The organism is Streptomyces sp. NBC_00878, assembly GCF_026341515.1.
In the GTDB taxonomy this organism is placed as follows: Bacteria; Actinomycetota; Actinomycetes; order Streptomycetales; family Streptomycetaceae; genus Streptomyces.
This window is the reverse complement of the sequence record NZ_JAPEOK010000001.1, coordinates 8,889,460-8,912,479: the sequence shown is the minus strand read 5'-3', so window position 1 is coordinate 8,912,479 and position 23,020 is coordinate 8,889,460. Positions and strand designations below refer to the sequence as shown.

Sequence of the window (23,020 nt, the reverse complement as noted above, 5' to 3'; positions counted from 1 at the left end):
TCGCCGTCGGCTCCGCCCAGGCGGCCTCGATGGCGGCCGCTGTGCGCGGGTTTGCCACGCTCCATGGCGGCATGCCAAGTCCCCTTCTAAGGGGCGGGCTTGGGGACCTCTGCGGCAGGCGTGTGCGTCACGGTGCGAGGCGTCGCCCGCATACGTAGTTCGCGGGGCCTCAACACCGCGCCCAAGGCAGGTCGGACCTGCTGGCGGGGCAGGTGTTGCAGGCGCCATCGGGCAGTGATGGTGGCGAGGGCGAGGATGGCCTGGGTCATGGCGAACGTGTCGCCGATGCATTTGCGGGCGCCGGTACCGAAGGGGATGAAGGCGGGGCGGGGCGGTTGGGAGCGTTTTCCGTCCCACCGGTCGGGGTCGAAGGTTTCGGGCTGATCGTAGAGATCGGGCCTGTGATGTATGAGGTAGGGGCTGTAGGCGATGCTGGTCCCGGCGGGCAACAGGTGCCCGCCCAGGCGGGTGTCGACGGTGACCGTGCGCGTGAGCAACCAGGCCGGTGAACTGAACCGGAGTGTTTCGGTGATGATGCGTGCGGTCAGTGTCAGGCGGGGCAGGTCGACGTGGGTGGCGGGGGCACCGCCCAGGACGGTGTCGACCTCGGCGTGGAGCCGCTGCTCGATCTCGGGGTGCCGGGCGAGCAAGTCCAGTGCCCAGGCCAGGACGCTGGCTGTGGTTTCCGTCCCGGCCAGGAAGAAGGCAAGGATCGCGTCGCTGATTTCTGCGTCGGTCATACCGCGGCCGCCGTCTTCGGGATCGCACGCCGCGATCAGGGCCGACAGCAGGTCACCATGGTCAGCGCCGTCGGCGCGACGTTGGGCGATGATCTGGTCGCAGGTGTCGCGCAAGCGGGCGCGAGCCCTCAGGTACGCGCGGTTGCCTGGGACGGGGAGCCGGTCCAGCGGGGGGATGAGGAGCATGCGCTGGTAGAAGCCGTCGAAGATAGTGGTGACGTCGTTGAGGAGTTGACCGAGCCGGGCTGGGGGCAGCGTGTTCGAGAACAGCGTGGCGGCCGTGCCCTTGGAGGTGATCGTCATCGTCTCGGCGGGAACGTCGATGGTCTGTCCCTCTCGCCAGGAACCGGTCACCTGGTCGATGCATAAGGTCATGGCCTGCGCGTAGCCAGGGAGCCGACCAGGGTGAAAAGCCGGCTGGGCCAGTCGCCGCAGTCGACGATGCGAGCTGTGCGGGCAGCTGGTGAGACCGTCCCCTATTGCCTCCCGTACGCGATCGAAAAGCGGGCCGCCCTTGTCGAAGACGCGATCGTCAAGCAAAGCCTGACGGGTGAGTTCGGGATCGCAGATCACCACCACGGTGAGGGGACCCATACGAATACGGACCAGCTTTCCGCAGACGGGTAGTGAGTTGAGGAACACCAGCGGGTCACGTATCAGCGGCACCAGATGACCGGCCACCGGAAGGGCGCTGGAGGCTACGGGGATCGAACGCAATTCCTTCATGATCACTCCGATTCTGCTGAGGGGAGACGGAGCGCCGCATGTCCTGTTCTGTTTCATTCCTCTGATCGGCACAGAGCGCTGATGCCGTTGGCCAGACGCCGGTAAGGGCTGAAGCCGGAGTACTCGACGGCGCTGGTGGTGACGCCGAAGAAAGCGCGGCGCAGCCGTAGTCCATGATCGGCGGAAAGGCTGAAAGTGTTGCGGATGGCGATATCCGTATCGATGAACAGCAGTGCGTCCTGATCGGTTTGGGAGTCGAGGATGGTGTGCCGCCAGATGCGGCCGACGAGATCACGCAGCGGTGCCGCGTACGTAAGGTGACTGATGCCGTTGGTGGCGAGTGCGGTGTCAAACAGGCGTTGCCATCCTTCGGCGAGGCAGTTGAGCGATTCGGCGCTGTCGACGCGGTCACAGCGGGACAGCACATCGGCGGCTGCCTTGATGCATGAACTGCTTGTGGGTCCGATGAGGGCGCGCCGAGCGGCCCTCAAGGCTGTTTCGTCGATGCTGCGTGTCCCGGGCTGCCACTGCGGCTGCCAGTCAGGGGTGTGCAGGGCAAGACCGGGGTCGAGCTTGTACTGGGTGGAGCGCAGCCGTTCGCCAGGGCGAGGCGGGGTGAACGCGCGGCGGATGTCGCCTCCCGCGCCGGTGAGCGCGACGAGTTGCCTGCGGGCGTTGTAGCGGGGGACGAGGAGATAGAACAAGGTGAAGCCCATGGTGTGCTCGGCTGCTTCGTCGTGACCGGGCTGTCCGCACTCACAGGCCAGGGCGGCGTCAGTCGCCTCGGCGAGGGCGTCAGCGAACCCGAGTGTGCTTTCGGTGGAGCCGTAGGCGAGAGCGAGCAGGAACTCGTTGGCGGTCTCATGGTTGACGTAGTCCGGTATGGCGTCGATGACATCGTTGTAGCGCAGGACATTGCCGAGAACGCGGGCGATGGCCTGGCATTCCAGGGCGGGGACATACGTGCCGGCGTCGTCGGTGAGGTGCCGGTAGGGGGCGGTCCCGAAGGTCACGCGCAACAGCGGCGGGAAGAATCCCTCCCACCAGCGGGCCACGGCGAACTGGGCTGGGGTGACCGTGGCTTCGTCGCCGCTGGTGCTTTCGGCTTCTTCGGCGGCGGATCGAAATGCGTTCTTCGCAAACGTGAGGCCGGCCCCCAGAGCCATCTCCCGCGCCATACGATTGGCGGCCTTTCCCGAGAGACAGGCATACCCCTCGCTGGCCGCCATGAGATAGGTATGCTCCTTGTCCACGCCGGACCCGTCGGCCGCGCCCACGAAGTCGGCGGCCAGCGTGAAGGTCAGCATCGATCCGAACAGGTCCCGGAGCTCAATGCCAGTACCTCGTTGGAATGTCCAGGAGAAGACAGCGCCAAGGTACTCTCGCATGGTCATGACGAGGTCGGCCGAGTTCGGGTTACGCCTGAGGTACTCCGCCCACAGCCGTTTCGCTTCATTGCCCTTACGCGGAGATGCCGCGCCTATCCGCGCCATCTGCCGCGCGGCGGGTATCCCCTCCGGGGCCCAGAGGGTGGCCTGCCTCGTGGTGACCCGGCGTAATGTGACGCCCGCCGGGCTGGCTTGAAGGCTGGCTTGTACATGCGGTGAGCGGACTATCTGCAGGCCATGTGCAGCCATGCGTAATCCCTCACGGTCGCACGGCACCTCCGTGTCTATGTACGGCCGGTACTCGGGTTGGCGAACCAGATAGGTTGCCGCACCGTCCCCAGCTGGGCGGTCATCGTTGACGACCGTGTGCACGTTGGACAACAGGGCGTCAGTCTCACGCGTAACAAGGCCTGCGCCCCTCGCATCCCACAGGTCATATGCGGTATTCACCATCATCTCCAAGAGAACCTGAGAGCGGGTACTGAAAGCCGGATTACCCCTTGCTGGTCAAGGACTTGGCGCATGGGCTGGCGGTAAGGGTGAGGTCGCTCCGCTGTGTAGGTGGGGTCTCGGCGGTGGGCCAGCCGGCGGTCCAACTACCGTCGACGGGCCTGTGCCCTCGCTGCAGCATGTGGGCAGTCTCGTACTTGAGACACAGCCAAACACACCTTCGAGATGGACGGCCAGAACGCGATCGAAGTTCTCTTCCGTTGCGGCCCTTCGCGGCACTGATGTCCGAGCCGGCCCCAGTGATCAGGACGACTTTCCCTGCCGTGGACTGTCGGTCACTGCGTACCTTCCTTTGCTGCACTCTGCTGCTGACCCGAGCGGCACCATAGGCAGAGAAGACGACGACCGCCCCAGCGGGAACCCGGTCGATCTCCTCATCGGAGACCGCTCCCACGCGCGGCCCGTGCCATTCCAGGGTCCGCTCCACGGTCTGGATGACGCGGACGACGCCAGCACAGAAACCGCGGGGGCGGCCAGCAACACGCGTTTGCCCGATGGGGTCATGAAGCCCTCCGTGTGGTGCTGTCCTCCAGACGCCTCAGGTGCGGGACGGGGGCCGGGGGCCGGGACGTGAGGGTGTTGAGGAGGGCCAGGACGGCGTCGTGTCTCCGGGCGATCATCTGGCGTTCGATCGTGCACTTGGCAGCCTTGGAACAGGCAAGCCCGACCACGCCCAGGCTCGGGCCTCGATACCCGCCCACGGCGCACACCTTGGCCACCGGATTCTCCCGGATCTCGGGTGCCAGTTCGACAAGCCGCTCCGCGGGTAATGCCTTCACCGCGGTTGGCGCGCACATCGCCGACAGCGCCTGGCCCGCAGTTGGTCCCTGGTCCACAGACATCACCCCACGTGCCCGGCCCACAGGAAGAGCACCCGCTCCAAGGCCGCTTGTAAGACCTGAACAAGCTCTCCAACTGTGCCAGCCACAAGCCTTTGGAGGGGGAGGCGCACGCATCTACACACTGATGCGTAGATGCGTACGACGTGCGCCCCCGAAGAAGACCGCACTTTGTACGTACTCCCGCGGGACGCTCACATCGGCACATCGCCCCCCTTACACGCCCCTCCGAAATGACACTGCGCCTGTGCTCTCAGCGCCGGGACATCAGAGATCCCGGCAGCCCTCCGGCCTTGGCCACCCCGGCCAATGCTGCAACGTGGCAGGAGCCACATGGCCGACAGCGTCCAGGATTTCGGGGCCGGTCGAAGCCGATCTCGTCCAGGGCCCAGCGGCTGAGGGCGGCATCGCGCGTGCGGCGACGCTCTACCCTCGGGCCGCCGCAACTGTCCAGTACGCGTCGATCCAGCCACGTACCTCGTCCTCGGAGTGGGCCGCGCTGTTGAGGTAAGGCATGCTCGGCATCCTGCCGAGGGGGCGCAGGGGGGCGCAACGCCTTCCGGGTGTACCCACTTGTCCCCTCGCTGTAAGCGCCCCCTCGTAGGCTTGATCGTGATGAGACGCCGTACCCCATCCCCGCCCCCTCCCCTGCCGCAGCGCAACGGGGTTGATCCGGTGCGCGTGCGGTTGCCCGCCGGGGACGCGTGGGCGACCGTGCGGGACCATCTCGTGGCGCGGCTCGCGGCTGGGGCCGAGGTGATCGACGGGATGCTGGACGCTGGGCAGATCGTGGACGCCGCCGGGCGTCCGGTGCCGCGGGACATGGCGTACGTGCCGGGGATGTTCTTGTGGTTCCACCGGGAGCTGCCCGACGAGGAGCGGGTGCCGTTCGCAGTCGACGTCCTCTACCGGGACGAGCACGTGGTGGTGGCCGACAAGCCGCACTTCCTGGCCACCACGCCACGCGGCAGCCATGTCGCCGAGACGGCCCTGGCGCGGCTGCGACGGGAGCTGGACGTCCCGACGCTGAGTGCGGCGCACCGGCTGGACCGGCTGACGGCCGGGCTGGTGCTTTTCACCGTGCGGCCCGAGGAGCGCGGCGCGTACCAGTCATTGTTCCGCGACAAGCGAGTGGCGAAGGAGTACGAGGCAGTGGCCCCGTACAACCCCTCGCTGGCCCTGCCGCGCACCGTACGCAGCAGGATCGTCAAGGAGCGCGGGGTGGTGGCGGCCCGCGAGGTCGAGGGCGAGCCCAACGCCGTCAGCCGGGTCGAGTTGCTGGAGCACCGGAACGGGCGTGCCCGGTACCGGCTGATGCCGAGTACCGGGCAGACACACCAACTTCGGGTACACATGAGCGCCTTGGGGGTGCCGATCCTCGGCGATCCCCTCTACCCCGTGGTGACCGGCCCCGTGGCGAGCGGAGACTTCCGGCGTCCGCTCCAACTGCTGGCGCGAGTACTGGAGTTCACCGATCCGGTCACGGGGCGCGAGCATCGGTTCATCAGCCCGCGCGTGCTGCGGGCCTGGTCGTCGTACGAGGAGTGGGCCGGATAGCCCCGGTGCCCGGTCGGCTCAATTGCCGCGCCACCAGCGCTGGATGCGCCGGAACACGCCCGGTCGGGGGGCCGGTTCGGGCGTCGGTGCCGGCGCCGACGTCGGGGCAGCGACCGGAGCGGCGGGCTCCGGAGCCGCTGTCTGCGGCTGTGGCCTGCCGACCTGCCAGTTGCTCGGACGCTGTGACGGCACCTGGTGCGCGGGCCGCGCCTTGACGTCCTGCTGGGGCTTGGGCGCGAACCTCGCCGGCAGTTCCACCAAGTGCCGGTTCGAGATGGACGCCCGCCAGCGCAACTCGTCCTCTGCGCAGGCGAGGTGGATGTCCGGAAGGCGGGTCAGCAGCGCGTCGACGCCGACGTCGGCGATGGCGCGGCCGATGTCCTGGCCCGGGCACTCGTGGGGACCGCCGCTGAAGGCGAGGTGGGAGCGGTTGCCCTGCATGTTGGCCTTGAGGTCGGGACGGACGAGCGGGTCGACGTTGCCCGGCGCGATGCCCAGGATGAGGCCGTCGCCCTTGCGGATGCGCTGGCCGCCCAACTCGGTCTCCTGCTTGGCGAAGTAGCCCAGGATGGTGCTGAACGGCGGCTCGTCCCACAGGGATTGCTCGACCGCCTGGGGCACCGTCATCTGGCCGCCGTTGAGCTGGGCGCGGAACCCTGGGTCGGTGAACACCACCCGCAGTACGTTGGCGAGGAGGTTGGCGGTGCTCTCGTACGCGACGATCAGGACGACGCGCAAATGCTGGCCGACCTCCTCGTCGGTGAGCCGCGCCGGGTGGTTGATGAGGTGGCTGGTGAAGTCGTCCTTGGGCGCGGCCCGGCGGCGGGCGGTGAGCCGCATCAGGACATCCATGATGTACGCGTTGCTGGCGATGGCGGTCTCGGTGCCCGTGGGCATGTCGCGGGCGGCCTGCACGATCCGGTCGTTGTATTCGTCGGGCATGCCGAGGATCTCGCACATCACCATCATCGGCAGGTGCTCGGCGAACTGGCTGACCAGGTCGGCTCTGCCCTCCTCGCAGAACTGGTTGACAAGGTGCTGGGTCGCGCGGTTGATGTGGCGGCGGATGCCCCGGTGGTCGATGGTCGACATGGCGCCGGTGACCGCGCCGCGCAGCCGCAGGTGCTCGTCACCCTCGGCGTGGCAGCAGATGGGCTGCCAGGTGATGTGCGGACTGAGCGGGTGATCGGGCTTGATGGTGCCGTCCTGCTTGGCGGTCCACAACCGGGTGTCACGGGTGTACTGCGAGGGGGTGCGCACCATGTGCATGTTCTCGCTGTGGCCGAGCACGACCCAGATCGGCACGTCCTCGTGGAGCAGCGCGGGGGCCACCGTGCCGTGTTCGGCGCGGAGTTTCTCGTACACGGCTCCCAGGTCCTCCGCCTCGGGGCCGTACAGCCGGCGCACGCCGCCGGGGCCCTTGCCGTGGGCGGGGCAACCGGGGGGAGGACCGAGCGAGGGGTCGTCCGTACCGGTCAGGGAGTGGGATTCAGGCGTCACGATGATCGCTCCGAGCTGAAGTGGATCCGGTGTCTGGGGAGTTGGTGAGGACCGGGAGGGGACTGACGTGCGGGACGACACGGCTCCCGGCCCTGGGGACTCGTACAGCGTGCGGTTCAGAGAACTGGTGGAAGTGGTGGAACTGGTACCGGGCTCATGTCGACGCCCCCGTCATCGTCAGGGAGTGCAGGAAGCGCATGAGGGTCATCAGGACGTCCCGGCTGGAGGCCCGGCGTCGCACGTCGCAGCGGATGATCGGGATCTCCTCGGACAGGTCGAGCGCCTGGCGCAGGTCCTCGACGGCGTATCGGGGTGCGTCCGGGAAGTCGTTGACCGCGACGACGAAGGGCACACCGCGCTCCTCCAGGCGTCCCATGACGTCGAAGCTGACCTCCAGCCGACGGGTGTCGATCAGGACGACCGCGCCGAGCGCGCCCTCGAACAGCCCGTTCCACAGGAACCAGAAGCGCTCCTGGCCGGGGGTGCCGAACAGGTAGAGCACCAGCTCGTCCGTGACGCTGATGCGGCCGAAGTCCATGGCCACGGTGGTGGCCGTCTTGGACTTGGAGCCGAAGTTGTCGTCGACTCCGATGCCGGCCTGCGTCATGGTCTCCTCGGTCGTCAGCGGCCTGATCTCGCTGACGGAGCCCACCATGGTCGTCTTGCCGACGCCGAAACCGCCCACGATCACGATCTTCACGGCGGCCTGCGCGGTGCGCGGCAGGTGGTCCTCGGTCCGTGGACCCGTGATGGTGTCAGAGCTTTTGAAGTCCATGCATCACCGCTTCGAGGAGGGAACGGTCGGCCCGCGCCTGCCTGACGACCGGTGCGCGCGCCTGTACGAGTTCGGCCGTCAGCAGCTCGGTGAGCAGGACGGTCACCACGCTGATCGGCAGTTTGAGATAAGCCGAGATCTCGGCCACGGACAGGGGGGCCTGGCAGATCCGGAGCAGCGCCGACTGCTCCGGTGCGGCGGAGTGGGGCGGGTCGGCGCGCGCCACGATTAACGTGACGAGGTCGATGGGGGCCCGCTCGCAGTCCGCGCCGGTGAGGATGTACAGCCGCTCGGGTGGCCGCTCCCCCGTACCGTCCTTGGGCCCTTCCACGGCCGGCGGGGAGGGCGGCTCCTGTTTGGGTTTGCGCCGCTGGCGTCGCGGAGGCGTCATACGGTCTGCCCGTTCCGCCGCGGCGGACTGGTGAGGTGGGAGCCGATCCGGTCGACGAGGTCGCGCATGCGGTTGCTCATCAGCCCGGGCTCGGCGGTCTCGTTGGCGAGCACCGCGAGATAGGCGTTGGACCCCGCGGCCATCAGGTAGAAGTAGCCGCCGTTGATCTCGATGATGACCATCCGCATCTGGCCGTCGCTCTGCGGGATCTCGCCGGCGACGGCCCCGGCCAGGCTCTGCAGTCCCGCGCAGGCCGCGGCGACGCGGTCGGCGGTGTCCGGATCGCCGCCGTAGCGGGCGATCCGCAGGCCGTCGGCGGAGAGCACGACGATCTGCTGGATGCCTGGTACGCCGTCGGCCAGATCCTTGAGCATCCAGTCGAAGTTGGCTCGCTGCTGGATCACTTGAGATCTCCCTCGTCGTCGGCGTCGGTGCGGGCCGGCTCGTTGTTCACGGCGGAAGCGGCGGAAGCGGTGGACGCCGTCGGGTCGTTCGGGTTCCGGGTGAAGGCGTTCGGGTCCGGGTCACGCTTGAGTCCGGCCATGAACGCCTCGACCCACATGCCGGGCGGGGGCAGCTCCTTCGCCGGTTCGGGCTCGGGCTGCCACACGGGCGCGGCGGCCATGGCGGCCTCGGCGGCGGCCTCGGCGGCGGCGGCCTCGGCCATGCGCTGACTGAGCGGGACCTTCATCCGGCTGCGGCGCTGCGGCAGGCCGTTCGGCGTCCACTCGGTGACGACGGGGACGTCGTCCTCCATGCCCATGTCCATGCCCGCACCCATGCCCAGCTCCAGGTCCATCTCCTCCGAGGAGCTCGGGACCCGCGGTCCGGTGGTCGGGCGGCGCCGCTTGAGCTTGCGCTCGGGGCCCTCGACACCGTCGGTGTCCATGGTGGGTACGGCGGCGATGCCGATGCCGTGGGCGAGCCCCGGGGCGGGATCGGCGGTGAGCATGTCGCGCGGTACGACGACCACGGCGCGGACCCCGCCGTACGCGGACTGCCTGAGCGCGATGTGCATCTTGTACATCGTCGACAGACGGCCGACGACGGCGAGGCCGAGACGCGGGCTGTCGCCGAGTTCCTGCATGTCGACGGCTGCCTGGGCCTTGGCGAGCATGTCCTCGACCTTGGCGCGGGACTCCTCGCTGAGGCTGACGCCGCCGTCCTCGATCTCGATGGCGATGCCGGTCTGTACCTCGACGGCGGTGACGTGCACCTTGGTGTGCGGCGGCGAGTAGCGCGTGGCGTTGTCGAGGAGTTCGGCGCAGGCGTGGATGACCGGTTCGACGGAGACGCCGTTGACGTTGGCCTTGGCGATCGAGTGCAGTTCGATGCGCCGGTAGTCCAGGATGCGCGACATCGCGCCGCGCAGCACGCTGTACAGCGGCACGGGCTTGGGCCACACACGTCCGGGGCGGCCGCCGCCGAGGACGGCGATGGAGTCGGCGAGGCGGCCGATCAGCGCGGTGCCGTGGTCGATGCGCAGGAGGTCGTCGAAGACCTCGGGGTTGCGCCCGTGGTCCTCCTCCATCTCCCGGAGTTCGTTGTTCTGCTGGTGGACGATCGCCTGGACACGCCGGGCGATGTTGACGAAGGACCGCTGCGAGGAGTCGCGCAGCGCTTCCTCGCGGTCGACGATGTCGAGCACCATGTGCACCAAGTCACGCTGCGACTTGGGGAGTTGGCTCCACTCGCCGTCACCTCGGAAGTCTTGACGAATCACCTCGCCAGGGGATTCTCCGGCGTGCAGGTGGTCCAGCGCGGCGGGCAGGATCTCCGCGCCCAGCCGGGTGAACTCCTCGTCGTGGGCAGCGATCCGCTGCTCCAGGTAGGCGGTCCGCTGAGCCTGCTCGACCCGCAGGTCACGGATCATGTGGCCGCGGCGCACCGCGACGGCCGCGACCGCGATCACCAGGAGTGTCGCGCCGGCTCCGCACAAGCCGACGGCGATCCGGGCCGACCCCGTCGCCAGGGCGACGCCGGTCCCGGTCACCGCGGCCATCAGTATCGCCGGCAGCAGCAGTACGCGCGCGTATGGAACTTTTCGGCCACCGGGAGGCGATTGAACACTCACCATGTATGCCCTCTGAGACAAGTCGACTGGAGGTCGGGGGGGGGGAGGTATCTAGATCTACAGAACATTGGGGAACAAGCGCACGAATACACCTCAACTCGGTGCGCTGCGGGCGAGCTTAGTCCGACCGGATCATCGCCGTGTCATATTCAGCAACCACCTGAAACCACCCTCGCGACAGGAGTACGCTCTGCCCCATTTACACGCTGCGCTATCATTCGAACACGGTACGTGATGGCGTACGGGCGTACGAAAACCCCTCATCAGAAGGGGTGAGACACCGCTTCGAGTCCGGACTCGCTCAGATTCCGGCGATGCGCAGGGCCGCGTCCGCGGTGGCTTCGGCGAAGGCCGAGACGGGCCGCTCCGGATCGGAGCGGTGCACGAGGATCACCCCTTCGATGAGACCGAAGACGAGATCGGTGCGGAGGTCCAGCTCACTCTTGGCGAGGACACCGCCCGCCTCGGTCGCGGCGAGCAACTGCCGGTAGGCGTCCTTGAGTTCGGCCCGTACGGCATGGAAGCCGGCGAAGCGCTCCGAGGTGACCTCGGGCAGCAGATAGAGCCCGCCGAGGTTGTGCGAGCCGCCGCAGAGCAACTCGACGTCCGTGCGGCACAGATCCCAGAGCCGGTCCTCGGCGGGGGTGTCGTCCTCGGCGAGGAGCTGCCGGGCGAAGACCAGCGAGGGCGTGACGGTGGACTCCAGGAGCGCGGCGAGCAGCTCCTCCTTGCCGGACACGTAGTGGTACATGGACGCCTGGCGCATGCCCGCCCGCTCGGCGACGGCCCGGGTGGTCGTGGCCGCGTACCCGCGCGTCGTGAACAGCTCAGCGGCGGCTGCGAGCAGTTCGTCGCGCGGCGAGAGGCCGCTGTCCGGCCGCTGCTCGGCGCGCGGTCTGCCCACCCGTCGTCCACTGGAACCCATGCGTTCGATCCTCGCACACCGCCCCATCAGGCGATCTCGGTGAGGGATCGGTAACGGGGCCGCAACGCACGGGCAACGGCGGCGACCCGCCCGGCTCCTAATTTCTGTCGGGCGACAGAAATACGAGCACCCGCTCCACCGCACCCCTGACCGACCACTGCCGAGCCGGAGGTCCCGCGATGGCGACAGCGACCACTTACGGAGCCCGCGCGCACGCTCGCGCCCAGGAGGGCACCCGCGCCGAGGCCATGCCCGTCGTCCCGGCGAATACCTGGCCCGCGCCACCGTGCGAGGCGGGCCACCTCGTGTGGGCGGAGACGGTGGCCGGCGGCAACTACACGCACAAGGTGCTGGCCCGCGGCACGGAGCTGCGGCTGACCGACCTGAGGGGCGACGCCTGCGCCCATCTGCTCCTCTTCGCCGCCGACCGGCCGTGGGAACGCCTGAACGTGGCCGACACGGTCAAGGTCCAGTGGAACGCCTACCTCGGCGAGGGCCGGCTGCTCCTCTCCGACCAGGGCCGCGTCCTCGCCTCGGTGATCGCCGACACCTCCGGGCGGCACGACGCGCTGTGCGGCACCTCCGGCCTCGTACGGAACACGGAGCGGTACGGGGACGGCACGCCGCAGTCCGAATCGCCCGCCGGGCGTGAGCTGTTCAAGCTCGCGGCCGCCAAGAACGGGCTGGCGCCGCGTGATCTGCCGCCGTCCCTCTCCTTCTTCCAGGGCGTGGAGGTACGCGACGACGGCTCGCTGGACTTCACCGGTTCGGCCGGTCCCGGCCTGAGCGTGACGCTGCGCGCCGAGCAGGACGTCACCGTGCTGCTGGCCAACGTGCCGCACCCGGCCGACCCGCGCGAGGCCTACACGAGCACCCCGCTGGAGGTACTGGCCTGGCGTGCCGAGGCCACCCGATCAGGCGATCCGCTCTGGGAGGCCACGCCCGAGGGCCACCGCGCCTTCCTCAACACCGCCGAGTTCCTTGCCGCGAGGGGGATCGCATGAGCGAGCAGGCCGTCCAGAAGACCACCGTTTCGGCCCGGGCCGCCTGGTCGGCCGTCGTCCGCGCGGGCGCCACGCTCACGATCACCGACCTGCACGGCAACCAGGCCGTCGACTTCCTCGTGTACGACGCCGAGGACACGGCCGTGCGCTACAGCGCGCCCGACACGATCCAGGCGCAGGGGAACATCTTCCTGACCACGGGCAGTGTGCTCATGTCGAACGAGCACACCCCGCTGATGACGGTCGTCTCGGACGACGTGGGCCGGCACGACACGGTCGGCGGTGCCTGCTCCAAGGAGTCCAACTCGCTGCGGTACGGGCACCACACCTGGTCCCAGCACGCCTGCGTGGACAACTTCCTGGCGGAGGGCGCCCGTTACGGCCTCGGCAAGCGCGACCTGGTCTCCAACATCAACTGGTACATGAACGTGCCGGTCGAGAAGGACGGCACCCTCGGCATCGTCGACGGCATCTCGGCACCGGGCCTCTCACTGACCCTGCGCGCCGAGCGCGACGTACTCGTGCTGGTCTCCAACTGCCCCCAGATCAACAACCCTTGCAACGGCTTCGAGCCGACCGCCGTGGAGATGACGATCGGGGCTCCTGAATGAGCGACGGGGGAACGGGCGAAGGCGCGGAGGGCGGCGACGGAGGGACGGTCTTCGACACTCTCCTCGTCGCCAACCGGGGCGAGATCGCGGTCCGGATCATCCGAACGGCACGGGAGTTGGGGCTGCGCACGGTCGCGGTGTACTCCGACCCCGACCGTTCGGCGCCCCATGTGCGGCTCGCCGACGAGGCCGTACGCCTCGGGCCCGCGCCCGCCAAGGAGTCGTATCTCGACGCGGATCTCGTCCTGAGGGCGGCGAAGGACACCGGAGCCGGGGCGGTCCACCCGGGCTACGGCTTCCTCTCCGAGGACGCGTCCTTCGCGCGGCGCTGCCGGGACGCGGGCATCGTGTTCGTGGGGCCCACGCCGGAGCAGCTGGAGCTGTTCGGGGCGAAGCACACGGCCCGGGCCGCCGCGGAGGCGGCCGGGGTACCGCTGGCACCGGGGACGGGCCTGCTCGCGGACGTCGACGAGGCCCTGCGCCGGGCCGACGCCATCGGCTACCCGGTGATGCTCAAGGCGACCGGCGGCGGAGGCGGCATCGGCATGTCCGCGTGCCGCTCGGCGGCGGATCTCCGTGACGCCTGGGAGCGCGTGCAGCGCGTCGCCGCGGCCTCCTTCTCCTCGGCCGGGGTCTTCCTCGAACGGCTCGTCGAGCACGCCCGTCATGTCGAGGTGCAGGTCTTCGGCGACGGCGAGGGCAGGGTCGTCACCTTCGGCGACCGCGACTGCTCGCTCCAGCGCCGCAACCAGAAAGTCGTGGAGGAGGCTCCGGCGCCTGGTCTTCCGTCCCGAGTCCGGGAGCAACTCGTGACCTCCGCACGGGACTTGTGCGCGAGCGTCGGCTACCGCTCGGCCGGCACGGTCGAGTTCGTCTACGACGCGGCCCGCGAGGAGGCGTACTTCCTGGAGGTCAACACCCGCCTCCAGGTGGAACATCCGGTCACCGAGGAGATCTACGGCGTCGACCTCGTCGCGTGGATGCTGCGGCTGGCCCGCGGCGACTCCGATGTCGTACGCGATCCCGGGGCGCCGCGCGGTCACGCCGTCGAGGCGCGGGTGTACGCCGAGGACCCCTCGCGCGAACACCGGCCCAGCGCGGGCCTGTTGACGCGGGTCGAGTTCCCGCGGGGTGTCCGCGTGGACGGCTGGATCGAGACGGGGACCGAGGTCACCACCGCGTACGACCCGATGCTCGCGAAGGTCGTCGCGTACGGCTCCGACCGGGCGCACGCGCTGGAGCGGCTGGACGAGGCGCTGGCCAGGACGCGGGTGGACGGTATCGAGACGAACCTCGGCCTGGTGCGGGCCGCATTGGCGGACCCGGCCTTCCGGACGGCCGCGCACTCCACGGCAACGCTCGCCGCGTTGAGCGATCCGACACCGCGGATCGAGGTCGTCTCCGGCGGAATGCTGACGACGGTCCAGGACTGGCCGGGGCGGACCGGCTACTGGCAGGTGGGCGTGCCGCCGTGCGGGCCGATGGACGACCTGTCGTTCCGGCTCGGCAACCGGGCGCTCGGCAACGACGAGGGCGCTCCCGGGCTCGAATGCACCCTGCAGGGACCGACGTTGAGGTTCTCGCATCCGACGACCGTGTGTGTCACGGGTGCGCCCGCGCTTGTGACGGTCGACGGGACGGCGGTCCCGCAATGGGAGCCGGTGACGGTGCCCGCGGGCGGTGTGCTGGAAGTGGGAGCACCCTCGGAACACGGGCTTCGGACGTACGTACTCGTCGCCGACGGCGGTCTTGACGTGCCGGCCTTCCTGGGGAGCGCCTCGACGTTCACGCTGGGCCGGTTCGGGGGGCACGGCGGACGGGCGCTGCGGACCGGCGATGTGCTGCACGGGGGTGCTGTGGTGGCTGGTGACGCCGCGGGGTCTTCGACCGGTGAACCGGTTCCTGGACCTGTACCTGGTGGTGGTTTTGCCGGCGGCCCTGTTCCTGTCGGCGAGCGGCCTGTGTTCGGTTCCGAGTGGCGGGTGGGTGCGCTCGAAGGGCCGCACGCCGCACCGGAGTTCTTCACCGAGGAGGACATCCGCGACTTCTACGCGGCCGAGTGGAAGGTGCACTTCAACTCGGCGCGTACGGGGGTACGGCTGGTCGGGCCCAAGCCCCGCTGGGCGCGTACGGACGGCGGCGAGGCGGGCCTGCACCCCTCCAATATCCATGACACGCCCTACTCGGTCGGCGCGGTCGACTACACGGGCGACATGCCCGTGCTGCTCGGCCCGGACGGTCCCTCGCTCGGCGGGTTCGTCTGCCCGGCGACGGTCGCGAAGGGGCAGCGCTGGAAGCTGGGGCAGCTGCGGCCGGGGGACACGGTGCGGTTCGTGCCGGTGACGGTGCCCGAGGCCGCGCGGCTGCGGAGCACACCGGCTGCCGCACCGGTCGCCGACCGTACGGAGATCGCCGACGGCGGCGTACTGGCCCGGGACGCCGACGTGACGTACCGGCGCAGCGGCGACGACAATCTGCTCGTCGAATTCGGGCCCATGCAGCTCGACCTGGCGCTACGGATGCGGGTGCACGCGCTGATGGAGGCAGTGTCGGCGGCCGGGCTGCCCGGGATCAGGGGCATCACGCCCGGCATCCGTTCGCTGCAGATCCAGACGGACCCGGACGAGCTCCCGCAGCCCGAACTCCTGTCCCTGGTAAGGGAGATCGTGACCTCCCTCCCGCCCGCCGACCGGCTCGTCGTGCCGTCCCGCACCGTCCACCTCCCGCTCTCCTGGGACGATCCGGCGACGCGCGAGGCCATCGCCCGCTATATGGCGGGCGTGCGCGACGACGCGCCCTGGTGCCCGTGGAACATCGAGTTCATCCGCCGCGTCAACGGTCTCGACTCGGTCGAGGACGTGTACCGGACGGTCTTCGACGCCGAGTACCTGGTCCTGGGCCTCGGCGATGTCTATCTGGGGGCGCCGGTGGCGACGCCGCTCGACCCCCGGCACCGTCTCGTCACGACGAAGTACAACCCGGCGCGTACGTGGACGGCCGAGAACTCGGTGGGCATCGGCGGCGCGTACCTCTGCATCTACGGGATGGAGGGGCCCGGCGGCTACCAGTTCGTCGGCCGTACGACGCAGGTGTGGTCGGGGTGGCAGCAACGCGGTGCGTTCGAGTCAGGGTCGCCCTGGCTGTTGCGCTTCTTCGACCGGATCAAGTGGTACCCGGTGGACGCGGACCAACTGCTGGACCTGCGCTCCGACATCACCTCGGGCCGTTTCGTCCCGAGGATCGAGGAGGGCACGTTCTCCCTCGCCTCGTACGAGGCCTTCCTTACGGAGAACGCCGAGGCGATCGAGGAGTTCCGCACCCGGCAGGGCGCGGCCTTCTCCGCGGAGCGCGACGCCTGGGAGGCGGCGGGCGAGTTCACCCGCGCGGAGGCGGCGTCGGCTCCGGCCGCCGCCCCCGCGGAGGTGACGGTGCCACCGGGCGCCCGCCTGGTGGAAGCCGAGTTCGCCGCCTCGGTATGGCAGCTGAACGTCAACCCGGGCGACACGGTCGTCCGGGGCCAGCCCCTACTGGCCCTGGAGGCCATGAAGATGGAGTCCCGGGTCCCCTCCCCCATGGACGGCGTGGTCCTCGAACTCCTGGCCAGGCCCGGCGACCAGGTGGAGGCGGGGACGGCGTTGGCGGTGGTGGGGCCCGCCACGACTTGAGCGAAAGGCCCGCCTGTCTGTGGGCAGGCGTTCCGCAGGGCGGAACGGGTGGGCACAGACAACCCACCGGCCGGCAGCCGACTACGAAACCCCAGCAAGGAGCAGCGATGTCGCCCCAGACCCAGCCTCAGCCCCACGCAGTGGCCCGCGTTCGCGCGGCCTACGCCCGTATCGAGGCCACAGCCCGCCCCGAGGTCTGGATCGACCTGCGCCCCCAGGCCGAGGTCGAGGAGGAGGCCCGAGCCATCGACACCCGCCTCGCCGCAGGCGAACACCTCCCCCTCGCGGGCAAGCTCTTCGCGGCGAAGGGCAACATCGACGTGGCAGGCCTCCCCACCACCGCCGGCTGCCCCGCCTACGCATACCGGCCGGAGGCGGACGCCCCGGTCGTCGCCCGCCTCCGCGCGGCAGGCGCGATCGCCCTCGGCACCACCAACCTGGACCAGTTCGCGACGGGCCTGGTCGGCACCCGCTCCCCGCACGGCGCGGTCCGCAACGCCATCGACCCCGAGAGAATCAGCGGCGGCTCCAGCTCGGGAAGCGCCGTAGCGGTAGCCCTCGGCATCGTGGACCTATCCCTCGGCACGGACACCGCGGGCAGCGGCCGCGTCCCCGCGGCCTTCAACGGCATCGTCGGCCTCAAGCCGACCCGAGGCCTCGTCCCCACGGACGGCGTGGTCCCGGCCTGCGCCACCCTCGACTGCGTGACGGTCTTCGCCCGCACCCTCCAGGAGGCGGAACAGGCCCTGGCCCACATGGCCTTCCCACCCGCCCGCGACCTCCCGCCCCTCTCCCCGCGCACCCCGGGTCCCTGGCGCATCGCCGTCCCGCCCCGCGAGCAGCTCGGCGAGCTGGACGAAGGCTGGGCGGCGGCGTACGAGGAGGCAGTCGGCCAACTCCGCGCCGCGGGAGCCGAGTTGCGCGCCATTGACCTCGCCCCCTTCACCGAGGCCGCCGCGATGCTCTACGAGAGCGCCTTCGTGGCCGAGCGCTACACCGCCGTAGGGGGCTTTGTCGACAAGTTGCTCTCCGGGGGCGGCGCGGGCCTCGACCCGACGGTCGCCGGCATCATCACCCGCGCCCGTGATGTCCCGGCCCACCAGCTCTTCGCCGACCAGGACCGCCTGGCGGCCCTGCGCACCCGCGCGCTGGCGGAGCTCGGCGACGCGGACGCCCTGCTCCTCCCGACGGCCCCCGGCCACCCCACGCTCGCCGAGGTCGCCGCCGACCCGCTCGGCGCCAACGCCCGGCTCGGCCGCTTCACCAACTCCACGAACCTCTTCGACCTGGCGGCCGTGGCCGTCCCGGCGGGCGAGGTGGCGGGCCTGCCGTTCGGCGTGATGCTGATCGGCCCGGCGTTCACCGATGAACGCCTCGCCGTGATCGCCCGCACGCTGGAGGCCCCGACGGCCCGGATCGCCGTGGTCGGCGCCCACCTGTCGGGCCAGCCGCTGAACGGCCAACTCCTCTCACTGGGAGCCCAGTTGGACCGTACGACCAGGACCGCCCCCGTCTACCGGCTGCACGCCCTGCCGACCGAACCCGCCAAGCCGGGTCTCGTCCACGTGGGCGAGGGCGGAGCCGCGATCGAGGTCGAGGTGTGGCGGCTGCCCGCCGAGGGGCTCGGCCGACTGCTCGCCGCGCTGCCCCGGCCGATGGCGCTGGGCAGGGTAGCGCTGGCCGACGGCGACGACGTACCCGGATTCCTGTGCGAGCCGGGCGCCCTGGACGGCGCGCGGGACATCACGGCGTACGGAGGATGGCGCGCGTACCTGAACTCCCCCGACGAGTGACACGCCTCCCTGACGCAACCGGCCGACGAGTGCCACAACCTCTGCTGTCAGCCGGGCCGACGCGACGCCACGGCCTCGCCTCAACGCGGCCGACACGAGTGCCACGACCTGTGCTGTCGCCCTAGCCCGCGCGATGACACGGCCCCTGCCCTCAACCCAGCCGACCCTTTAGCCCCTCACCAGACGATCGTCTTTCGCGAGAGCGACCGTCCAGGAGGGCAGGGCCGATGACACCGCAGAAATCGCCGGCATCGCCAACATCGCCGGATTCGCCGACTTCGCAGACATCGCCGAGTTCACCCAGTTCACCCAGTTCACCCAGTTCACCGACTTCGTCGTCACCGCGGTCAGCGACCGACGGCCGGGCGGGCAAGGCCCGGCACATTCACAGAGATACCTACCGAGGCCGTCCCCGAAGTCCCCGCCCCGCCATGCCTGCCGCCCTCACCGCCCCACCGAGGCACCGCTGCACTCCGCCGAGGCCACCGCCGTCACCCCGACGGCACCGGAGGCGGCCGACAACCGCCTCCTCCCCACAGCCGCAGCCGCAGCCGAGGCCCGACCTGCCGACTCACCCCACCGACGAGTACGCCACCACTCCCCGCAGCAGTTGATCAACCGCCTTGCGCGCGTTCTTCGCCACCGTCGGACTCACCCCGGACGAAACCGGCGCCGCCGCGGAGATCTGTCCCAGCACGTCGATGACCTGCTTGCACCAGCGCACGAAGTCACCGGCGGGCATCTCCGCCTCGCGCAGCACCTCGTCGAGGCCCTTGCCTGACGCCCATTCGTACGCCGCCCAGGCGAAGCCCAGGTCGGGCTCGCGCTGGCCGACGCCCTCGGTCTGCGTGATGCGGAAGTCCTCCTCCAGGGCGTCGAGCCGGCCCCAGATGCGGACCATCTCACCGAGCGCGGCCTTCGCCTTGCCCGACGGCAGCTTCGGGGCCATCGCGTCGTCGCCGACCCTGGACTCGTACACCAGCGCCGAGACGCACGCGGCCAGTTCGGCCGGTCCGAGGCCCTCCCAGACCCCTTCGCGCAGACATTCGCTGGAGAGCAGGTCCATCTCGCCGTACAGCCGGGCGAGCCGTTTGCCGTGCTCGGTGACCTCGTCGCCGCGCAGGTAGTCCAGCTCGGTGAGGAGCGCGACGATGCGGTCGAAGGTGCGGGCGATGGTGTTCGTCCGGCCCTCGATGCGGTTCTCCAGCTGTGCGGTGTCCCGCCGCAGCCGGTGGTAGCGCTCGGCCCAGCGGGCGTGGTCCTCGCGGTCGGTGCATCCGTGGCAGGGGTGGGCCCGGATCGCCGTGCGCAGCTGGGCGATCTCACGGTCGTCGGCGGCCTCGGCACGCCGCTTGCGATGCCGCTCGGGCACGATGTGCCCGGCCTTGGTGCGCAGCGCCGAGGCGAGGTCGCGGCGCGACTGCGGCGAGCGCGCGTTGAACGACTTCGGGATGCGCATCCGCTCCAGCGCCTCGACGGGCACCGGGAAGTCGGTCGTGTTGAGCCGCTTGACCTGGCGCTCGGCGGTGAGCACGAGGGGGCGCGGCCCGTCGTGGTGCTCGAAGCCCCGGTGTCCGTTGGACCGCCCGGCGGGCAGCCCCGGGTCGAGGACGAGGGCGAGTCCGGCGAACTTTCCGGTCGGGACGTGGATGACGTCACCCGGCTTGAGCTTCTCCAGGGAGACGGCCGCTTCGGCGCGCCGCTGCGTCGCGCCCTGCTTGGCCAGCTCGGTCTCGCGGTCCTTGAGGTCGCGGCGCAGCCGCGCGTACTCCTCGAAGTCCCCCAAGTGGCAGGTCATGGACTCCTTGTAGCCCTCCAGACCCTCCTCGTTGCGCTGTACCTGGCGGGAGATCCCGACGACCGACTTGTCGGCCTGGAACTGCGCGAAGGACGTCTCAAGGAGTTCGCGCGAGCGGTGCCGCCCGAACTGCTCGACGAGGTTCACCGCCATGTTGTACGACGGCTTGAAGCTGGAACGCAGCGGGTACGTGCGTGTGCCGGCGAGTCCCGCTAGGTGGTCGGGGTTGATACCGCGCTGCCACAGCACGACGGCGTGGCCCTCGACATCGATGCCGCGGCGGCCGGCCCGGCCGGTGAGCTGGGTGTACTCGCCGGGGGTGATGTCGGCGTGCTGCTCGCCGTTCCACTTGACGAGCTTCTCCAACACCACCGAGCGGGCGGGCATGTTGATGCCGAGTGCGAGGGTCTCGGTGGCGAACACGGCCTTCACCAGGCCGCGTACGAAGAGTTCCTCGACGACTTCCTTGAACGTCGGCAGCATGCCCGCGTGGTGGGCCGCGATGCCGCGCTCCAGGCCTTCCAGCCACTCGTAGTAGCCGAGGACGTGGAGGTCCTCGGTCGGGATGGAGGCCGTGCGCTCCTCGACGAGGGAGCGGACCTTCTCCCTGGCCTCCTCGTCGTTCAGCCGCAGCCCCGCGTACATGCACTGCTGGACGGCGGCCTCGCAGGCGGCGCGGCTGAAGATGAACGTGATGGCGGGCAGCAGCCCTTCGGCGTCGAGCCGCTCGATGACCTCGGGCCGGCCCGGTGTCCACACCCGGGATCTCTGCCGCCGCTCGCGCTCGCGGTCGGCCTCGCGCATGGCGCGGCCCCGCTTGCGGTCCTGGTACGACGGGCGGCTGGCCTCCATGCGCGCCAGGCGCGTGAGGTCGGGGTTGACGGCCTTCTTGTGGCCCTCGCCCTCCTCGAAGAGGTCGTACATCCGGCGCCCGGCGAGCACGTGCTGGAACAGCGGCACGGGCCGGTGCTCGGAGACGATCACCTGGGTGTCGCCGCGGACGGTGTCGAGCCAGTCGCCGAACTCCTCCGCGTTCGACACGGTCGCCGACAGGGAGACCAGGGTCACCGACTCGGGGAGGTGGATGATCACTTCCTCCCAGACGGCGCCGCGGAAGCGGTCCGAGAGGTAGTGGACCTCGTCCATGACGACGTACCCGAGGCCGAGGAGGGTCTGCGAGCCCGCGTACAGCATGTTCCGGAGGACCTCGGTGGTCATCACGACCACCGGTGCCTCGGAGTTGACGCTGTTGTCGCCGGTCAGCAGGCCGACCTTGTCCGCGCCGTAGCGGCGGCACAGGTCCGCGTACTTCTGGTTCGACAGTGCCTTGATGGGTGTGGTGTAGAAGCACTTCTTGCCCTGCTGGAGGGCGAGGTGGACGGCGAACTCGCCGACGATCGTCTTGCCCGAGCCGGTGGGCGCGGCCACGAGCACACCCTTGCCGGCCTCAAGAGCCTGGCAGGCCTCGATCTGGAAGGGGTCGAGGCCGAATTCGTACATCTCGCGGAAGTCCGCGAGCGCGGTGGCCTGCTCGACAGCACGCTTACGGGCTGCCGCGTACCGCTCGGCCGGTGAGAGGTCCTCTGTCATCGTGCTTTCGAGACTACCGGCCACCACTGACAACAGGACGATCAATATCCGATCGGAGGTTGTGGATCCGGTGTCCGACCAGCTCACGAACGTCCGCCCGGGCCGTCGTCGACGCCCTCACGCGCGCGTGAGGGCGTCCTCGGCGGTCGTCCGGCACCTCAGTCAGGTCAAGGTCACGTCACGTCGTCGTAGCCGTTGATCCGGTCGCGCTCGGCGTCGGCCTGTGCCGGAAGCGAGCGGCTCGCCGACACGGACTCGATCTCGCCGATGTCCTCGGGCGTGAGATCGAGCTCGGAGGCTTCGTCGTCGTCCGGTCCCGCGGCGTCACGCCGCTTTCTGCGCCCGTCGTTGGCCAGCGAGAAGAACGTCGCCAGGAAGTACAGGACCCAGATGGGCCCGGCCAGTGCCAACATCGTCAGCGGATCGGTGCTGGGCGTGGCCACGGCCGCGAAGACAGTGATGCCCATGATCATGCCGCGCCACCAGCCGAGCATTCGCCTGCCGGTGAGAATTCCGGTGAGATTGAGCATCACCAGCAGCAGGGGCAGCTCGAAGGAGAGGCCGAAGACCAGCACCATACGGACGATCAGGTCCAGGAGGTCGTCCAGTGGCAGCTGGTTGTCCAGATCCGCCGGCGAGAACTCCATGAGCACTTTCGCCATCGTCGGCAGCGTCTTGTACGCGAAGAAGGCGCCGCCGAGGAAGAGCGGAACGCCCGTGGCGACGAACGCGTACGCGTACTTCCTCTCGTGCCGGTGCAGACCAGGAGCCACAAAGGCCCAGAGCTGGTACAGCCAGACCGGCGAGGCGAAGATGACACCCGCCATCAGCGAGACCTTCAACGCGAGTGTGAACGGCGTCAGCAGACCGTTCAGCACGATACGGGCACAGGTCCCGCTCTTCTGCTGCGCCAACTCGGAGAAGGTGGAGTCGCACCCCACCGCATCGAGGATCGGGTTCGTGAAGAACTCGATGATGTCCTTGTAGAAGAAGGCAGCACCGATGGTGATGACGACGATCGCCAGCAGCGCTTTCGCCAACCGGTTGCGCAGCTCGCGAAGGTGTTCCACGAGGGGCATCCGCCCATCGGGATCCTTCTCCTGCTTGCGGGCGGACTTCAGCAACCCACGTTCC

General features: G+C 69.6%; 16 protein-coding genes. 5 read left to right on the top strand and 11 right to left on the bottom strand.

Going from position 1 to position 23,020, the window contains the following annotated elements:
- Positions 1–86 precede the first annotated feature (86 nt).
- The 3 genes from OHA11_RS38655 to OHA11_RS38645 form a co-directional block, all read right to left on the bottom strand.
- Positions 87–1,466, bottom strand: coding sequence for a cytochrome P450 (locus OHA11_RS38655; RefSeq protein ID WP_266504402.1), 1,380 nt, complete (start codon positions 1,464–1,466; stop codon positions 87–89).
- A gap of 53 nt (positions 1,467–1,519) precedes the next feature.
- Positions 1,520–3,103: a hypothetical protein gene (locus OHA11_RS38650; protein ID WP_266504400.1), complete on the bottom strand. Its 1,584-nt coding sequence runs from the start codon at positions 3,101–3,103 to the stop codon at positions 1,520–1,522.
- 761 nt (positions 3,104–3,864) lie between these two features.
- The gene (locus OHA11_RS38645; RefSeq protein WP_266504398.1) at positions 3,865–4,200 is read right to left on the bottom strand and encodes a 1-deoxy-D-xylulose-5-phosphate synthase N-terminal domain-containing protein; all 336 of its coding nucleotides are present in this window, start codon (positions 4,198–4,200) and stop codon (positions 3,865–3,867) included.
- A 618-nt stretch (positions 4,201–4,818) separates the two neighbouring features.
- On the opposite strand from OHA11_RS38645, the gene OHA11_RS38640 reads away from it, so the two are divergent.
- A complete protein-coding gene (locus OHA11_RS38640) occupies positions 4,819–5,760 on the top strand; it encodes an RluA family pseudouridine synthase (protein WP_266504396.1) in 942 nt (313 codons plus the stop codon).
- An 18-nt stretch (positions 5,761–5,778) separates the two neighbouring features.
- Here OHA11_RS38640 and OHA11_RS38635 read toward each other — a convergent pair whose 3' ends face one another.
- The 6 genes from OHA11_RS38635 to OHA11_RS38610 form a co-directional block, all read right to left on the bottom strand.
- Entirely contained in the window at positions 5,779–7,260 is a 1,482-nt protein-coding gene (locus OHA11_RS38635; RefSeq protein ID WP_266504394.1) for a cytochrome P450, read from the bottom strand.
- A 154-nt stretch (positions 7,261–7,414) separates the two neighbouring features.
- Positions 7,415–8,035, bottom strand: a complete 621-nt coding sequence (locus OHA11_RS38630) for an ATP/GTP-binding protein (RefSeq protein ID WP_266504393.1) — start codon at positions 8,033–8,035, stop codon at positions 7,415–7,417.
- Positions 8,016–8,426, bottom strand: coding sequence for a DUF742 domain-containing protein (locus OHA11_RS38625; protein ID WP_266504391.1), 411 nt, complete (start codon positions 8,424–8,426; stop codon positions 8,016–8,018). Before OHA11_RS38625 ends, OHA11_RS38630 begins: the two co-directional genes overlap by 20 nt.
- Positions 8,423–8,830 (bottom strand): roadblock/LC7 domain-containing protein, encoded by a 408-nt coding sequence (locus tag OHA11_RS38620; protein WP_189839990.1) that lies wholly within the window; start codon positions 8,828–8,830, stop codon positions 8,423–8,425. The genes OHA11_RS38625 and OHA11_RS38620 overlap by 4 nt, the downstream gene beginning before the upstream one ends.
- Entirely contained in the window at positions 8,827–10,503 is a 1,677-nt protein-coding gene (locus OHA11_RS38615) for a sensor histidine kinase KdpD (protein WP_266504389.1), read from the bottom strand. The genes OHA11_RS38620 and OHA11_RS38615 overlap by 4 nt, the downstream gene beginning before the upstream one ends.
- A gap of 298 nt (positions 10,504–10,801) precedes the next feature.
- Positions 10,802–11,425 carry a TetR/AcrR family transcriptional regulator gene (locus OHA11_RS38610; protein ID WP_266504387.1) on the bottom strand — a complete coding sequence of 208 codons (624 nt, stop codon included), beginning with the start codon at positions 11,423–11,425 and terminating at the stop codon, positions 10,802–10,804.
- A gap of 179 nt (positions 11,426–11,604) precedes the next feature.
- Between OHA11_RS38610 and OHA11_RS38605 the strand changes: the two genes are divergently transcribed.
- The 4 genes from OHA11_RS38605 to atzF all read left to right on the top strand — a co-directional run bounded on the left by OHA11_RS38605 (position 11,605) and on the right by atzF (position 18,498).
- The gene (locus OHA11_RS38605; protein WP_266504386.1) at positions 11,605–12,429 is read left to right on the top strand and encodes an urea amidolyase associated protein UAAP1; all 825 of its coding nucleotides are present in this window, start codon (positions 11,605–11,607) and stop codon (positions 12,427–12,429) included.
- Entirely contained in the window at positions 12,426–13,040 is a 615-nt protein-coding gene (locus tag OHA11_RS38600; protein WP_266504384.1) for an urea amidolyase associated protein UAAP2, read from the top strand. Before OHA11_RS38605 ends, OHA11_RS38600 begins: the two co-directional genes overlap by 4 nt.
- Positions 13,037–16,705 (top strand): urea carboxylase, encoded by a 3,669-nt coding sequence (gene uca, locus OHA11_RS38595; protein WP_266504382.1) that lies wholly within the window; start codon positions 13,037–13,039, stop codon positions 16,703–16,705. The genes OHA11_RS38600 and uca overlap by 4 nt, the downstream gene beginning before the upstream one ends.
- 107 nt (positions 16,706–16,812) lie before the next feature.
- Positions 16,813–18,498 (top strand): allophanate hydrolase, encoded by a 1,686-nt coding sequence (gene atzF / locus OHA11_RS38590; RefSeq protein WP_266504381.1) that lies wholly within the window; start codon positions 16,813–16,815, stop codon positions 18,496–18,498.
- 571 nt (positions 18,499–19,069) lie between these two features.
- On the opposite strand, the gene OHA11_RS38585 is transcribed toward atzF, so the two are convergent.
- Together OHA11_RS38585 and tatC are read right to left on the bottom strand one after the other, a co-directional pair.
- Entirely contained in the window at positions 19,070–21,931 is a 2,862-nt protein-coding gene (locus OHA11_RS38585) for an RNA helicase (protein ID WP_266504379.1), read from the bottom strand.
- Between the two features lie 128 nt (positions 21,932–22,059).
- Positions 22,060–23,010: a twin-arginine translocase subunit TatC gene (gene tatC, locus OHA11_RS38580; RefSeq protein ID WP_266504377.1), complete on the bottom strand. Its 951-nt coding sequence runs from the start codon at positions 23,008–23,010 to the stop codon at positions 22,060–22,062.
- Positions 23,011–23,020 lie beyond the last annotated feature (10 nt).